General features: G+C 57.3%; 13 protein-coding genes and 1 pseudogene. 8 read left to right on the top strand and 6 right to left on the bottom strand.

Features of this window, described 5'->3' with window-relative positions; translation table 11 throughout:
• Positions 1-61: 61 nt before the first annotated feature.
• On the bottom strand, positions 62-1,612 hold the full coding sequence (locus tag ACFDSS_RS08190) for a trimethylamine methyltransferase family protein (RefSeq protein WP_375255277.1): 1,551 nt from the start codon (positions 1,610-1,612) through the stop codon (positions 62-64).
• Between the two features lie 111 nt (positions 1,613-1,723).
• On the opposite strand from ACFDSS_RS08190, the gene ACFDSS_RS08195 reads away from it, so the two are divergent.
• On the top strand, positions 1,724-2,614 hold the full coding sequence (locus ACFDSS_RS08195; protein ID WP_375255278.1) for a LysR substrate-binding domain-containing protein: 891 nt from the start codon (positions 1,724-1,726) through the stop codon (positions 2,612-2,614).
• Here ACFDSS_RS08195 and ACFDSS_RS08200 read toward each other — a convergent pair.
• Positions 2,609-3,310: a Type 1 glutamine amidotransferase-like domain-containing protein gene (locus tag ACFDSS_RS08200; protein WP_375255279.1), complete on the bottom strand. Its 702-nt coding sequence runs from the start codon at positions 3,308-3,310 to the stop codon at positions 2,609-2,611. The genes ACFDSS_RS08195 and ACFDSS_RS08200 overlap by 6 nt on opposite strands.
• Positions 3,311-3,525: 215 nt before the next feature.
• Here ACFDSS_RS08200 and ACFDSS_RS08205 point away from each other — a divergent pair, with 215 nt between their 5' ends.
• From ACFDSS_RS08205 to ACFDSS_RS08235, 7 genes and pseudogenes are all read left to right on the top strand, one after another.
• Positions 3,526-5,004, top strand: coding sequence for an ABC transporter substrate-binding protein (locus ACFDSS_RS08205; RefSeq protein WP_375255280.1), 1,479 nt, complete (start codon positions 3,526-3,528; stop codon positions 5,002-5,004).
• Positions 5,005-5,086: 82 nt separating this feature from the next.
• Positions 5,087-6,046 carry an ABC transporter permease gene (locus ACFDSS_RS08210; RefSeq protein ID WP_375255281.1) on the top strand — a complete coding sequence of 320 codons (960 nt, stop codon included), beginning with the start codon at positions 5,087-5,089 and terminating at the stop codon, positions 6,044-6,046.
• Positions 6,043-6,930, top strand: a complete 888-nt coding sequence (locus ACFDSS_RS08215; RefSeq protein WP_375255282.1) for an ABC transporter permease — start codon at positions 6,043-6,045, stop codon at positions 6,928-6,930. Before ACFDSS_RS08210 ends, ACFDSS_RS08215 begins: the two co-directional genes overlap by 4 nt.
• Positions 6,927-8,972 carry a dipeptide ABC transporter ATP-binding protein gene (locus ACFDSS_RS08220; RefSeq protein ID WP_375255283.1) on the top strand — a complete coding sequence of 682 codons (2,046 nt, stop codon included), beginning with the start codon at positions 6,927-6,929 and terminating at the stop codon, positions 8,970-8,972. Before ACFDSS_RS08215 ends, ACFDSS_RS08220 begins: the two co-directional genes overlap by 4 nt.
• A complete protein-coding gene (locus tag ACFDSS_RS08225; protein WP_375255284.1) occupies positions 8,969-9,109 on the top strand; it encodes a hypothetical protein in 141 nt (46 codons plus the stop codon). Before ACFDSS_RS08220 ends, ACFDSS_RS08225 begins: the two co-directional genes overlap by 4 nt.
• Positions 9,110-9,127: 18 nt before the next feature.
• Positions 9,128-9,979: pseudogene (locus ACFDSS_RS08230) on the top strand (Ldh family oxidoreductase); the annotation flags it as partial.
• Positions 9,980-10,074: 95 nt separating this feature from the next.
• The gene (locus ACFDSS_RS08235) at positions 10,075-10,662 is read left to right on the top strand and encodes a dimethylsulfonioproprionate lyase family protein (protein ID WP_375255285.1); all 588 of its coding nucleotides are present in this window, start codon (positions 10,075-10,077) and stop codon (positions 10,660-10,662) included.
• A gap of 2 nt (positions 10,663-10,664) precedes the next feature.
• Here the strand turns inward: ACFDSS_RS08235 and ACFDSS_RS08240 are convergent, their stop codons facing one another.
• Genes ACFDSS_RS08240 through ACFDSS_RS08255 form a run of 4 tightly spaced genes read right to left on the bottom strand, consistent with a single transcriptional unit; the run spans position 10,665 to position 15,039 of the window.
• A complete protein-coding gene (locus ACFDSS_RS08240) occupies positions 10,665-11,789 on the bottom strand; it encodes a dimethylsulfoniopropionate demethylase (protein WP_375255286.1) in 1,125 nt (374 codons plus the stop codon).
• Positions 11,774-12,109: a hydroxyisourate hydrolase gene (locus ACFDSS_RS08245; RefSeq protein ID WP_375255287.1), complete on the bottom strand. Its 336-nt coding sequence runs from the start codon at positions 12,107-12,109 to the stop codon at positions 11,774-11,776. Before ACFDSS_RS08245 ends, ACFDSS_RS08240 begins: the two co-directional genes overlap by 16 nt.
• Entirely contained in the window at positions 12,109-13,827 is a 1,719-nt protein-coding gene (locus ACFDSS_RS08250; protein WP_375255288.1) for a thiamine pyrophosphate-binding protein, read from the bottom strand. The genes ACFDSS_RS08245 and ACFDSS_RS08250 overlap by 1 nt, the downstream gene beginning before the upstream one ends.
• 15 nt (positions 13,828-13,842) lie before the next feature.
• The gene (locus ACFDSS_RS08255) at positions 13,843-15,039 is read right to left on the bottom strand and encodes an alpha-hydroxy acid oxidase (RefSeq protein WP_375255289.1); all 1,197 of its coding nucleotides are present in this window, start codon (positions 15,037-15,039) and stop codon (positions 13,843-13,845) included.

Below are 15,039 nucleotides of genomic sequence, written 5' to 3' on the forward strand. Positions count from 1 at the left end.
GCGTCCGCCAGCAAGGCCGCATAGATGGAACCCATGGCACCTGCGCCGATCACTGCGATTTTCATGGAGCTGTCATCCTTGTGGCAGGCAGGCGGATATCGAAACGCGCCCGCAAGTCTTGTTCAATTTCTGCACTTATATGCCGTGGAAAGTGGCGGGCAAGCGTGTCTGTCACAGTCTTGCGCGCTGAGGTGTTGATGTTTGGCGCCCCACTGGAAAGCCATGCCTCGGGAGCCTGCCGGTCGGCATGGCTGGGGTATACAAAATCTGATTTCATGCGCGCATACGTGTCGGCGTGGCCAAGAAAATGGCCCTCAGCGTGGACAATCTGGGCGATCGTTTCCGTCGATAAGGTTGTTTTGCTCACTTCGATGGAACCCGCAGCTTGCAAGATCGCGCCTAGCATATCGTTGTCGATGACGTAAGCCTCCAAAGAGGTGGCCATCAGGCCGGCCTGCGTGCCGGCGGCCTGAGTGATCAGGTTGGCCCCGGCTTGGGCGGCAAGTGTTACCGACAAGGCCTTTTCAAACCCCGATTGCGCGTCCGGCAGCTTGCTGTCTGTCGCGCCTGCAATTGTTGAATTGGGCAGATCATAGAAGCGAGCAATTTGGGTGGCCGCTGCAGTCAGGATCGCTTGCTCGCCGCTGCCACCCGCCATGCCGCCTGATCGCAGGTCCGTCACCATTGGGCGCGCACCATAGATCGCGCGCACGTCTGGGTCGAGGGTCCAGGCAAACAGCATACCAGCCAAAGTTTCTGCATTGGTCTGCGCCAGACAGCCTGCAATGGTGACAGGACTGGACGCACCCATCTGCCCGAAGGTGTTCACCATCACTGGAATTCCTGACTGCACAGCGGCGGCCATGACCTCGCAGGCGTCGGCGTCAAAGCGCAGTGGCGGGACAGCGTGGTTGATATTGAGGGACAGGAACGGCTTTTCGCGGAATGCCTGTTCTGACCCGGCAATCGCATAGCACATTTGCGCGATGTCGCTGACGTGCGCCGGGTGGCTGGCGCTGACCATCACGTGTTTTGACGTTCCCGCCAAAGATGCGAAGGCGGTGTTTACGTCCAGCGCATGTGTGGTCAGCATATCGCCTGCAATCATCGAGCGCGAGAAAAATTGCACGTGTTCAAGCTTGTCCACAAGCCGCGCAGCGTCATAAAGATCGGCCAGCGTTGCGGCGCGGTAGGTGCCGTCCGACATGTCCACGATACTGGGTGAGGCCCCGCCAGAGCCCGCATGAACCTTTGCCCCTGTAAGGTCCAGATCCTGACTTTCTGCCCTGCCAAAAAGCTGAAACCCACGGCGAAATCCCTCAAGCGCTTGGGTGACAAGCACACGTGGAAACAGCAACCGACCGTCCGAGGTCAGCCTGCCACCGCGTGCTGTGACGGCATCAACCACAACCTGTGGTGCCTCGCTCATTCCGACCCGATCAAGGATGTCGAGTGAGGCTGCATGAATGCGCGCAAGTCCCTCATCGTCCAGCGGATTGAGGCGACCGGCAATTGGTGCTGCGCGGGGTGCGCCCTGCGTGGCTTGCGGGTCCCCGGATTTACGCCGACCTCCGGTGCGTCTGCGCGGTACAATGTCAGATGTGTGATCCATGGAACCTGTGTGTTTGTGACCTCTGCACTCTCGCTGTCGCAAGGTTTGTCGACAAACAACTTGTCTGGCGACCATAAATAAAGATAATTATGGTTATAGGACGGGTTACATATGCGACGCACGCCAAGGAAATTGCCACTGACAGCCTTGCGTACCTTCGAGGTTGCAGCGAGGCGGCTCAGCTTCAAGGACGCCGCTGATGAGCTTTGCGTCAGTGCGACAACCGTGAGCAATCAAATTCGCGAGTTGGAGCGAGATTGGCGCTGCAAGCTGTTCATCCGCAAGACGCGGGCCGTTGTACTGACCGACGAGGGGCGATCCTTGAGCCGCGTTTTGACCAAAGCGTTTGATGATATCAGGGCTGAGGTCGAAGCGTTCGGCCAAAGCACTCGCAAGACAGTGACCCTTGCTGTCGGGCCAATTTTCGGCACCCGTTGGCTGGTGCCGCGCCTTGCGCAATTTCGCAGCGATCTGCCCAACATCGAACTGATCTTGCATGAAAGCCCGCGCATCACCGATGCCGTCATGATGGGGACGCATCTGGCGGTAGATTGGGGTGAAGGAAGCTGGTCAGGTCTACAAAACTACCACCTGATGGACATCACTTATGCGCCTGTTTTGAGCAAAGCGTTGATGGCCGAACGGGGCGGTTTGAAAAGCCCTAAAAACTTGGCGCGCTACTCGATCATTCACCAACGCGACCGGTCCGAATGGGCGGCATGGCTTACCCTAGCGGGTTGCGCAGGTCTGACGCTGAAAGAAGAAATCACCATTACGGATACAAATATGGTGATGCAGGCCGCGCTTGAAGGGCAAGGGGTGTCCTTGGGGATATTTCCCTTTGTTGATCAGGAGTTGAAAGCTGGCAAACTGGTCAAACCCTTTGACATTGAGTTGAAACCGACACGGTCCTTTTATTTGCTTGCTAAACCCAGCAGTGAGCGCACGCCAGAAGTCGCGTCGGTCATACGCTGGCTTCTGGACCAGGCCGGGGCGTCATAAGGAAAGACGGGTCTGTGTGACCGTGGCATCGGCTGCACGTTTTATATGATAGGCTGACGCATCAGGCTCTGCACTGCATAGGTCTACCGGACCGGATGCGTCAAAAACCACTGCGACTCCGTCGTCTATTGCAACCGTGTCAGGCATGGTGCGCCCCGCAACCGCGCGGAGTAGCGCCGGTTGTCTGTCTGTTTCCGTTGAATAGTGCGGGCAGGCGCCGCCCTTGATCAGCCCCAAGCCTTTCAGCGGGCGCATGGGGCCACTGCCGGAGCGAAACAAGAAGCGGTCGAACCAGCAGACGGCGCCTGCACTTACTCCGGCCACGGGAAGCCCGCGCCGCGCCGCATCACACAAGACGCGGTCCCACCTGTTGCTACGCCAGAGGGCAACCATTTTTTCGGTATCGCCGCCGCCCACATAAATCATGTCGAGTGCGTTCAGTTTGTCCGCAAGTGATTGTGCATCCAATGTCATCGGTAGGTGAACATGGCTGGCGGTTTCACCGTCAAAACGGGCGTTAAAACGCTCGACCTTAAGCGGGTCGTCGTTGCTGGCCGTTCCGATAAACCCTAATCGCAGTTTTGTTTGACCCGCCTGCCTCAGGCAAAAGTCGTCAAGCATCGGGTGGGTCTCATGGGTAAAGCCGCCGCCACCTATTGCGGTGATGTTGATGCCGCGCACGCCGATTCCTTTCATGTTGTTTTCAAATGGACCCCTCAAGTAACTGTATTTGTTATGCGCATGTCAAAGGGAAACTATGGGGGAAGATGCAGTTCCCAAATCGGTCATAGATAAGGTTTTTCATATCCATCAATAAGCCAATTTGTGTTTGTCGATTTGTGACTGCGGGGAGGAACATCTTGTTAAAGCGAGAGCGCATCAATCGTTCCGCGACATTGGGAGGAAGATTTATGAAAAAACTTGTTACCATGGCATCAGCGATTGCACTGTCCGCTGGACTTGCCGCAGCAGAGCCAAGCGGCACGTTTCGTCAGGCGCACGAGCTTGGCTTTGGCGCGCAATCGAGCCTTGATCCGATCTCGAAGGGGCGGGTGTTTCAGATCACCGAAAAGATCATGAGCCGCCTTGTGCGTCCGGGTCTCGATGGCAAACCGCAAGCTGATCTGGCAACAAGCTGGGAAGCCAACGAGGACGCAACTGTCTGGACGTTCAAACTGCGCGACGGTGTGACGTTCCACGATGGGTCCACCTTTGAAGCGGCGGATGTCGTGTACTCGCTGAACCGCGTGCTGGATCCCGAAAGCGACAGCCCGGCGCGGTCTGCGGTGAAAATGATCACAGAGGTGAAGGCGCTGGACGGTATGACCGTGCAGATCACGCTGGATACGCCTTTTGCCGACATGCCGTTGCAACTGATGGATTACCGGTTGCGGATGCTGAACGAGGGGTCGGGCGATACGATTGCGATGACCGGCAACGGAACTGGCCCCTTCAAGGTCGAGAAATTTGATGCGGAAGGCACCACAACCCTTGTTGCAAATCCCGACTATTGGGAGGGTGCGCCCGGTGTGGCGCGGATGGAGGTCATTGGCATTGCTGACGGTCAAGCCCGTTTGCAGGCGCTCTTGGGCGGTCAGATCGACATGGAGCGGGGGATTACTGCCCAGCAACAGGTCATGCTGAAAGGTTCTGACAAGTTCAACGTTCAGGTGATTCCAACTGGCAACTGGCGCGGCCTTGTGTTCCGCACAGATGTGGAACCGTTCAGCGACATTCGCGTCCGTCAGGCCGTTCGCATGGCGGCGGACCGCGAAGAATTGGTGGCATTGGTGTTGGGCGGCGAAGGTGTCGTCGCCTGTGACACACCAGTTGAGCCTAACGACCAGTATCGCGCTGCCCTCAGCTGTCCGCAGGACATCGAAAAGGCCAAGGCGCTGTTGGCCGAGGCTGGCTATCCTGATGGCATCGACATTGACGTGCATGTTGCGACGCTAGAGCCCACATGGCCCACCTTGGCCGTCGCTTATAAGGAACAGGCTGCCGCTGCGGGCATTCGTGTGAACGTGGTGCAGGCCCCGACCGATGGCTACTGGTCCGAGGTTTGGATGAAGAAAGACGTGGCTGCGACCCGCTGGAATGAACGCCCCGCAGATCAGGCGCTGCACGAGATCTACCTGTCGACTGCGAAGTGGAACGAAAGCTACTACAAAGATGAAAAGCTGGACGCGATGTTGGGTGACGCCCGTCGTGAGTTGGATTTCGACAAACGCAAGGCGATCTATGTGGCAGCCCAAGAGCACCTGCTGGAGACTGCTGGCACGTTGATCCCCTACACAGTGACCAAGCTGATTGGCGTATCGTCGCGGGTGTCAAGCCTTGACGAGGTCAAGAACGACGCCGTGCGCTGGCACATGATCACGGTTGAGTAACTTGACAGTTCATTGCTGAATCGGAGGAGGGCGTGCGGATATTCCCATGCCCTTCGTCTCTCCAACAAACGGATATTGACCCATGCTGGCAATGCTGCTCCGCCGATTGTTCCTAGGGCTTGTCACGGTCTGGATCGTCTCGATGATCATTTTCGCCGGTGTCGAAATGCTGCCAGGCGACAGTTGCACAGCGTTCCTTGAACGCGAAGCCCAAGGCAAACTGCTGGAGAATTGCCGCGAGGCGCAAGGCCTGAACCGTCCCGCAGCAGAACGGTATTTTGACTGGGCCACAAGTGCCGCGCGCGGTGATCTGGGTATCTCTGCCAATGGCGAAAAGAGCATTGCCGAACTGGTCGGCGACCGGCTGGGCAATTCACTGTTGCTGGCCGCATGTTCGTTGGCGCTGGGTGTGCCTTTGGCGATTTTCCTTGGTGTTGTCACAGGCCTGTGGCGCGACCGCCCGGTTGATTTGGCCGTTTCCACGTTGGCAATTTTCGCCATGACGATCCCTGAATTCGTCTCTGCGACGGTTCTGATCCTTATCTTTTCGGTCTGGCTGGGGTGGTTGCCAGGCATTGTGCTGACCTCTGCCAGCGCGCCGGCATCCGAGTTTTTCCCCGAAATTATCCTGCCTGTTTTGGTGCTGACCATGGTGATGATCGCGCATATCCTGCGCATGGTGCGGTCTTCAGTGATCGAGGTCATGGCAGGCGACTATATCCAGATGGCGACCCTCAAAGGTGTGCCGTATTGGCGCATCGTTTTCCGGCACGCTTTGCCGAATGCGCTTTTGCCCGCGATCAATGTTGTCGCTTTGACGATAGCTTGGCTTTTGGGCGGGGTGGTCGTGATCGAAGTTGTGTTCAATTACCCCGGACTGGGCCGTATGATGATCGACGCCATATCTGACCGCGATTTACCCGTTGTCCAAGCAATCGCGCTGATCGTCGCGACGGTCTATGTCTGTGTGAACCTGTCTGCAGACATACTGACCATGTTCGCCAATCCGCGTTTGCGCACCTTGCACATGAGGCGCGGATGACCGTCACGTCAGCCCCTGCACAAAACACCCGTTTGATGCGGACTTTGTCAGTCCTGCGCGATGTCGTCTCGCGCCCATCAGGTGCGATTGGCCTTTTCTTGGTGGTTTTCCATGTAGTGCTGGCATTGGTCAGCCCATGGATTGTGCCGTATGACTACAAGGCGATGAATTCAGCGATGATGCTGACCGGGCCAGAGGCGACCCACTGGCTGGGCACCGATCATCTGGGTCGCGATGTCTTTACCCGTGTCCTCCTTGGCGGGCGCGAGGCGCTTTTGGTCACAGGCATCGCGACGCCCATCGCGGTCACATGGGGCGGCTTTGTTGGAATTCTGTTTGGCCTCATTGGAGGGCGCATAGACGAAGTGCTGATGCGTGTTGTCGATGCCTTCCTGTCGCTGCCATGGATCCTGAAAATGCTGGTCCTGATTGTGACGTTTGGCACAGGCGTCGAAGTGCTGATCCCGACGCTCGCGTTCTTCTACGGCATTCCGGTGATCCGCATCGCACGTGCTGCAACGCATGATGTTGTGGCGCGCGACTTCGTCTCGGCAGCCCGCGCCCGGGGGCACAGCCGTATGACCATCATCCGGCATGAGCTACTGCCCAACGTGCTGGACACGCTGATGGTTGAGGGCGCGATGCGCTGGTCGTGGATGTTGCTGGCGTTCTCGTCACTGTCGTTCCTCGGATTTGGTGTGTCTCCGCCAACACCTGATTGGGGGTTAATGATTGCGGATGCCCGCGGATTTATGTCGTTCGCGCCTTGGGGCGTTCTGGGGCCGGTCATTGCATTGTCCTCGCTCATTATCGGGATCAATCTGACAGCAGACGCTTTGGCCAAGGCCCTAGGGATTGACCGTGCACAAAAGGCGCCAGTATGACCGGACCGTTGATAGATATCCGCAACATTTCTGTCGGGTTCACTGGCAAGACCGGCGCGACCCTGCCGGTGCTGCGCAACATTGACCTGAAGGTGAATGCTGGCGAGAGCATTGGCATCGTTGGGGAAAGCGGGTCGGGAAAATCGACACTTGCCTTGGCTGCGATGGGATACCTCAAACGCGGGCTGCGGCTGATGGAGGGGTCTGTCGCCTTTCAGGGCCAAGACATGTTCGCCCGCACACGCACCGAGCTGGAGCAGATCCGAGGCGGCGAATTGGCCCTGATCCCACAGAATTCCGGACAGTCTTTGACGCCAACTTTGCGGATTGGCGCGCAACTGGTTGAGGCGTTGCGCCTGCACGCGGACGTCCCCGAGGCGCAATATTCTGCCAAAGCGATTGAGCTGTTGGGGCAGGTGCGCCTACCAGACCCAGCCGCAATTATGACCCGCTTTCCACATGAGCTGTCTGGCGGGCAACAACAACGCGCGGCTATCGCGATGGCATTGGCCGGTGAACCGACGGCGCTGTTATTGGACGAACCAACCACTGGGTTGGATGTCACGACACAGGCGCATATTCTCGAATTGCTACGCGATATTGCCCGAGATCGCAACATGGCCATGGTCTATGTCAGCCACGATCTGGGGGCGATTGCGCGGGTCTGTGACCGCGTTGTGGTGATGTATGCGGGCGAGGTGGTGCTGGAAGGTTCCACACGTCAGGTGCTCAAGGCGCCGATCCACCCTTACGCGCGCGGCCTGCTGGCCTCGATCCCGCGGCTGAGCGATCCGCGGCTGCCAGTTGCGTTGGACGGGCGGCCCCCAGCACCGGGTGAGGCGGGGCAGGGGTGTTCCTTTGTTGATCGATGTGCCCTGGCGCAAGACGGGTGTCGGACCAGCCGCCCCGATCTTGAGCGTCTGCCAAGCGGCGAGGCGGTGCGGTGTTTTCACTATCAAGAAGCGCATCAATTGTCATTGACCGGAAGCGGTGCAATCCCCGCCAGCCTTGATGGGGCGTCACCCTCAGCCCTTCATCTGGATGACCTTGCGATCAGTTATCGCCGGCCCGGTTTGTTTGACAAAGTGCTGGGCCGCGACAGCGCCGGCGTTCCTACAGTTGACGGGATCGAAATCACGGTGGCCAAAGGCGAAACACTGGGCCTTGTGGGGGAAAGCGGCTCAGGTAAATCAACAATTCTCAAAGCGATTGCGGGGTTGTTGCCGCCATCGGCCGGCAAGATCACAGTCGCTGGAGGACAAGCACTTGCGCCTGAGGTTGAACACCGCAGCCCGGATCATCTGCGTAAAATTCAGCTGATTTTCCAGAACCCCGATGACAGTCTCAATCCACGCCAGACCATCGCCCAAATCCTCGAACAACCGCTGAAGCTATACTTTGGCCTGACCGGCGAGGCACTGCATCAGCGGTCTGCGGACATCCTTGATCGGGTCCGCCTTGGTGCGCACTATCTGGATCGTTTGCCCAGCCAGCTTTCTGGCGGGGAAAAGCAACGGGTTGCAATTGCGCGTGCCTTTGCGGCTGAGCCTGATCTGGTGCTCTGTGACGAAGTGACATCGGCGCTGGATGTATCGGTGCAGGCTGCCGTCCTAGATTTGTTGAATGATCTCAAGGCGACCCAAGGCACGACCTACGTGTTCGTCAGCCATGACCTTGCTGTGGTGCGCGCCTTGTCTGACCGTGTCGCGGTGCTCTATCAGGGGCGGCTTTGTGAATTGGGGCCGTCGGCTGATGTCTATGCTACGCCCTCGCATCCGTATACCGAAGTTTTGCTGGGTGCGGTGCTGGAACCTGACCCTGACACGGCCCCGACGCTTAGCGCTGATGATGTGGTAGAGCTGTCACCACCCGCGCAGGGGTGCCCGTTCCAACGCCGTTGTCCGCGCAAGATCGGACGGATTTGTGACACTGATACGCCGCCTTGGCGACATGGCACACAGGGCCATGCAATTAGGTGCCACCATTCGATTGCGGATCTCACAACGGCTCAAGCCGAAGGTGCAGCGGGACAACGCGCTTGAGCAAGCTGCGCTTGGCAGAGGCGCGCGTGTCCGTGCCCATCGCGCAGGCCCACGCACAGGCGGTGCAGGTTCTAAGGGCAAATGGCTGCGATGCCAAATATGCAGAAGCGATTGTCGATCATCTGATGGATGCGTAACTATGCGATGTAGAATCTCATGGCATTATGCGCGCCCTTCAGTATGCGGATGAATTCAGACGCGGCTATCTTGTTGCCAATGTGATTCCGAACGTGACCTCTGGCTCCAGTGCAACTGTGGACGTTGATGGGGCTGGCGGGATTGGCATTATTGCGATGAACGCGGCCACTGACGCAGGGATCGACGCGGCGCGAAAACTTGGTGTTGCCGCCCTTGCGGTACGCAACATAGGCCATACTGGGCGGTTGGGTGCCTTTGCCGAAAGAGCGGCAGATGCGGGATGTCTGTTCATCGCTTGCGGCGGTGGCGCGCGTGAGCGTTGGCGTATGGTCGCCCCATACGGTGGAAGCAAAGCGGTACTGCCAATAAACCCGTGGTGTCTGGGTATTCCGGGAGGCGCGCAGGGTCCTGTCGTTCTGGACTGCGCGACAGGCCAAGTTGCTGGCGGGTGGATTTATGCGGCACAGCGTGCAGGTGCGACGCTGACTGAGGGATCGATTGTGGACAGCAGTGGCAACCCATCGACAGATCCAGCGGACTACTTCAATGGCGGCGCGATCTTACCAAAGGGTGGCGTTCTGGGTTACGGTCTTGCCACCATGGGCGAGCTGATTTGTGACGCGATGTTGGGTCCGGCAACACTTGAGTGCAATACATTTATTCTGATGGTGGACACGGGACTATATCGCGCGAAGGGTTCTCTTCAAAACGCTGCAGAAGCCATCTTGGATGAATTGCGTAACTGCCCACCTGCACTAGGGTTTGACCGGGTTGAAGTTTGTGGCGAGCGCGAACAGATACATCGGGCGCAGACGTCTGTCTTGCGTTTGCCCGCCCGTACCTGGGAGGCTCTCGTCACGAATCAATAGTGCAATTGGTGGCGCATGTTGCGCGGGGCGGCAGTAACTTTACACAACCGAGACTTAGGTGTATTGATTTTTCGACTGAATAAGTGAGGTGGCTGATGGATTTGCCAACATTGTTCGAAGTCCTCGCGGCCAGTTTTGATGGTCCAGAAGATATTGAGAAACAAGCGCAAGACGCGCTTCGCACAGCTGATTTTGCAACGCAAACCACTTATGATGTGCATCCACTAACAGAGCCGTTCACGACCGTTATGTCACACCCTGACGCACATCCCGTCTGCAGCGTTATTGGGCAAACTCCACTGCCTTGGGCACCTCCGCAAACATCTTCTGATCCGCTTTACATCGCGCATAGCCTGCCGAAGGTGAATGTAGAATTGTTGGGCCCCGACGGTCTGGTCAAGTCAGAGAAGGTCCGGTTGGGGCTCTATGGCATGTTGCCGAATTTCGAATATGGCATACGGAGCCACCCCGCCGAAGAGGTGTTTGTCATGTTTGCAGGGCAAGCCTTCTGGAAACGGGGTGCGGCAGCCTACGAAATCCTTGGACCGGGCGGGCGATCCTATCATCCTTCGATGATGCCCCATGCCAACAAGACTGGAGAAGTGGCGTTCTTATCGGCCTATGTCTGGCATGGCGACGTGTCGACCGAGCAGTATGTTTATGATGGATATCCCGACGCCTAGGCTCAGCACATTGGCAGCGTGGTCACGATGCCGTTTGAAACGCTGCCATCTTGGACTTGAACTGTTACCGCCTGACCTGAATCCCAAAAAGCACGATCTATCATGGATTGCCCAACATTACATTTCAGGCGCGGGGACCAGATGGCAGAGGTAATCTGACCCACGCGCGTATCACCAACCATCACTGGCCATGGTTTGGAACAGGTGGGACAGGGACTACCGTCAAAGGTTATACCGCGAATTTCACGCGTCACACCCTTTGCCGCAATGTCCTGCAACGCCTTGCGCCCGATGTAGTCAATTGAGCCATCGGTCACGCAAAACTTGCCATGCCCAATCTCAAACGGGTTGTTCTCGCGCGTGAACTCATTGCCGTATGACAAAAGGCCGCCTTCAATCCGCTCTATCAGGTTGGGGCAACCGGGGGTTATGTTATGGGCTTGACCTGCGTCCCAGATGGCGTCCCAGAGTGCCGTTCCCAGATGCCCCGCCTCCAGATATATCTCGAACCCGCCTTGGCGGGAATAGCCCGAGCGGGCGATCAACTGTCTGGTGCCCTGAAAGTTGATCCAGCCGTATTTGAAAAAGCCGATATCGCGGATATGCGCGCCGAAAAGCTCTGCCAGCAGATTTTCGGCCTTTGGACCTTGCACAGCCAGTGGCGATACATCAGGTTCGCTCACCGCGACATCCAGACCACGCCCCAAGGCAAGACCCATCGCATAAAGCAAAACGTCACTGTCCGCGATGGACAGCCAGAACCGGTCCTCTGCCAGTTTCAACATGACGGGATCATTGATCATGCCACCCTGTGCGTCGATGATCGGAATGTAAAAACAATCACCGATCTTGGCGTGGGCGATATTGCGCGGTGTCATCCATTGTACAAGAGCAGCAGCATCCGGCCCCGCAATCTGGACCTGACGCTGGCAGGAGACATCCCAAATCTGGACGTGTTCGCGCAGGTGCCAGTAATCCTCTTCCACCGTGGGCTGGAATGCCTTGGGCAGCAGCATGTGATTGACGACGGAAAAGCCCCTCACACCGTTCTGTTCGACACGGTCGGTATAAGGCGTGCGGCGGATGCGCCGCGACATGTTCAGGCCGTCCATCAGCGTGAGGTCCACATCGAATAGGAATTGGGGTTCAAGATAATCGGCATATGATATGCGCCTTCGGGGTCTGTCATGGCAAAGCGCAGCGCGATTTGCGTGACCGCAGCGGGCATGTTGCGGGCGGCCCAATAGCGGGCAGTGTCAAAGATTAATTCATACATGGCGTCAGGATCAATGTGTTTGGCGTCGATGTTTTCTGATAGCCGGCCGCCTTCATCCATCTGCGCGGTAAAGGTCACGGTGCTTGTGGTCAGGTTCGTCAATGTCACAGGAATCTCGCCCGCATGGGTGCCATCAGTGCCATTGAGCGTATGCGAAGTAAGAGTTGCCATTATTCAATCGAAGCCTTGTCCCGTTTATCTGATGTTGCGGCCACAATCGGGCTAATCACACCGCGACATTTGACATTCACAAGGGCAGTTTTGCCGCTGGCCATCGCCCGTTGCAAGGCGGGGGCAAGTTGGTCGCGTGTTTCCACCAATTCACCATGCCCACCTAGACCTTCGCACATCGCGTGGAACGGAATATCGCGGAAATCGGTGGCAAAGTGTTTGCCGTTCGTAAACAGGCGTTCTTGTTGCTGCGAGATACAGTCCAGACCGCCATTGTTGTCGATCACGATGGTGATGGGCAGATTGTCCTGAAAGGCGGATTCAATCGACAAGCCACCAGACAGAAACGCGCCATCGCCGGAGATCACTACCACATTGCGATTTGGATGCAGCGCCTTGGCAGAGACGCCAAAGGACACTCCAACCCCAAGCAAAGAGTAATTGCCGGGGTGCATGATCCCACCCAGTTTCTGCCCGCGCCATCCGGCCATGTTAACCGCAATCTCTGACCAGAAATGAGTGTTGCCGCCGTCAAAGATCAGCCAGTCGTTTTCGCCCATTTGCTCCTGTACGTCCAGTGACAGTTGCAGAGGGTGCATCTTGCCGTGCTTGGCACTTTCGGCTTCGATATGGGCGTACCATTCATCCACCCAAGCAGCTCGGCGGGTCCGTTGCAGATCAAACCATTCAGGCCACATTTTGCCCACGCCGCTCAAGGCCTCAAGGAAGGCGCCGGGATCGCAGAGCAGCACCTCGTCGGCAGCTTGATTGTATTCTAATTCTTCGTGGCTGCCGTTGATGCAGACCAGTGTTTGATCCTTAATGAAAAACGGCGGATTGCCAAAGTTCATTTGATTGTCCAGACGCCCCCCGATCATCAGGACCAAATCAGCCTCGTGAATGGCGGGTTTCGACGGGTGATACTGGTGAAAATCCGCAAGGCCCATATAGGCCTCACATTCTTCGCCAAGCAGTTTGGAATGATAAGGAACGTTGAAAATCGGTAAGCGCAGGGCTTTACCGACCTGTTCCAGCTTCTCCTCGGACTTGGACCACCAGACGCCATGACCACCGATGATAACGGGACGTTTTGCGTTTTTCACCTTCTCCAAAACCACGCCTAAGGCGGTAGGGTCAGGCCATGCACGCGGGGCAGGGCGATCCGTGCGGTTGAACGGGCGCTCGTCCAGTCCCGCATCGGGCGCGAAGGATGAGAACATGATGTCCACCGGCAATGAGATATGGACAGGGCCGGGGTAGCCGGTTGTTGCGGCGGTCCATGCGCGGTTTACAAACTCGCTGATCCGTTCGCCATCGGTGATCTGGGCGGAATACTTGACCAAGGGGGCCGCAATGGCGACATCGTCGATCTCTTTGAAACCGCCCGCACCCTGACGTTTGAGCGTTGATGATCCGGTGACAAAAATGACCGGGCTGCGTTCGCCGCCTGCCTCCAGCATCGCGGGCACGGCGTTGGCAAAGCCTTCGGGACCGACAAGGCAAACGACGGGTTTGCGGGTGATGCGGGCGTGACCATCCGCCAAATGCCCTGCGATTTGTTCATGAGGGGTGTTGATGACCGGCATCTGACATTCCATGAATCCTTCAAGCGCAGGATTGCAAAAGCCACCGGCTAGCGTGAACACATGGTCCACCCCTTTTTCTTTGAGGGCGCGGGCCAGCAAAGCGCCGCCTCTGATCATTTTGGTATCCGTCATTGGATATGTCCTACTTCAGGTTTTGGCGGCGAGCCGCAAGGCCGCCTGTGTTTTCGTTTCCGCATCAACGTGCGCGTGACTCGCGTCTTGGAAAATGACATCGGGTCCAAGCTGGTCAATCGAAGTGATGCCCAATTGCGCCATTACAACACTGATATCTGTCGCAAAGCAGCTCAGAAGCGCGTTCAGACCGGCCGCGCCTTCGGCCCCCAAAGCGAAGAGGGCAGGGCGCCCAATCATCACAAAATCAGCACCAAGGGCGAGCGCCTTGATGATGTCTTCACCATTGCGAATGCCACTGTCGAACAACAGCGGGAATTCGGGACCAACAGCGGCACGGATCAGTGGCAAAAGCCGGATCGCGGGGGGAACGCTGTCCAACTGCCGGCCGCCATGGTTCGAGACATAGATTGCGTCGGCCCCCAAACTGCGGATGCGGAGTGCATCCGCCGCAGATGTCACACCTTTGACAATCAGCTTGCCCGGCCATTTGCCCCGCAACCGCTCCAGAAACGCCCAGTCTGCACCAGACCGGCTTGCCCCGCGATCAAAGGTGTTGCTGCCTTTACTATCGGTAAAGTTCATCGGGCGCGGCGCGCCTGCAGCCAGCGTGCTTAGAGACCAGCTTGGGTGGGTGGCAAAGTCCCAGAATGCGCGGGGCGTCATGGCAAAGGGAACCGTGAAGCCATTGCGCAGATCGCGCACCCTGCGAGAAACCTGCGGCACATCCACCGTCAAGATCAGCGTTTCATATCCGGCAATTTGGGCACGTTCGACCATGGCAAGAGATGCCTCTTGAGAACCGCCAAAATAGAGCTGGAACCAAGCATGCAGTCCCGCCATGCGCGCCATATCTTCAATTGAGGTGGAGGCGGCGGAGGACAGGCACATGGGGAAATCCATGGCCTTTGAGGCACTTGCAATCGACGCGTCGGCCATTGGATGCACAAGATTGCACATCCCCATAGGGGCGATCCCAAATGGCACTTTATAGGACTGCCCCATCAAAGTCGTGGCCAGAGAAGACTGTGCGACATCTGTCATCACACGGGGTTGCAGCATGACATTATCGAACTGAGAGACATTGCGCGCCGTGCCGACTTCGCGCCCAGAAGCCCCTTCGACAAAATCAAAGACAAGCCGGGGCAGCCGCCGGTCAGCCAGCCGTCTCGCGTCTTCGTTCGAAAAAATTCTGCTACTGCGCTGCATCAT

The organism is Yoonia sp. (genome assembly GCF_042093035.1).
In the GTDB taxonomy this organism is placed as follows: domain Bacteria; phylum Pseudomonadota; class Alphaproteobacteria; order Rhodobacterales; family Rhodobacteraceae; genus Yoonia.

Bases quoted from the DNA above. Each gene is read 5' to 3' on its own strand.
- ACFDSS_RS08250 (WP_375255288.1), bottom strand. From the start codon at position 13,827: ATGACGGATACCAAAATGATCAGAGGCGGCGCTTTGCTGGCCCGCGCC.
- ACFDSS_RS08255 (WP_375255289.1), bottom strand. From the start codon at position 15,039: ATGATGCAGCGCAGTAGCAGAATTTTTTCGAACGAAGACGCGAGACGG.
- ACFDSS_RS08210 (WP_375255281.1), top strand. From the start codon at position 5,087: ATGCTGGCAATGCTGCTCCGCCGATTGTTCCTAGGGCTTGTCACGGTC.
- ACFDSS_RS08195 (WP_375255278.1), top strand. From the start codon at position 1,724: ATGCGACGCACGCCAAGGAAATTGCCACTGACAGCCTTGCGTACCTTC.
- ACFDSS_RS08205 (WP_375255280.1), top strand. From the start codon at position 3,526: ATGAAAAAACTTGTTACCATGGCATCAGCGATTGCACTGTCCGCTGGA.
- ACFDSS_RS08245 (WP_375255287.1), bottom strand. From the start codon at position 12,109: ATGGCAACTCTTACTTCGCATACGCTCAATGGCACTGATGGCACCCAT.
- ACFDSS_RS08215 (WP_375255282.1), top strand. From the start codon at position 6,043: ATGACCGTCACGTCAGCCCCTGCACAAAACACCCGTTTGATGCGGACT.
- ACFDSS_RS08200 (WP_375255279.1), bottom strand. From the start codon at position 3,310: ATGAAAGGAATCGGCGTGCGCGGCATCAACATCACCGCAATAGGTGGC.
- ACFDSS_RS08190 (WP_375255277.1), bottom strand. From the start codon at position 1,612: ATGGATCACACATCTGACATTGTACCGCGCAGACGCACCGGAGGTCGG.
- ACFDSS_RS08220 (WP_375255283.1), top strand. From the start codon at position 6,927: ATGACCGGACCGTTGATAGATATCCGCAACATTTCTGTCGGGTTCACT.
- ACFDSS_RS08235 (WP_375255285.1), top strand. From the start codon at position 10,075: ATGGATTTGCCAACATTGTTCGAAGTCCTCGCGGCCAGTTTTGATGGT.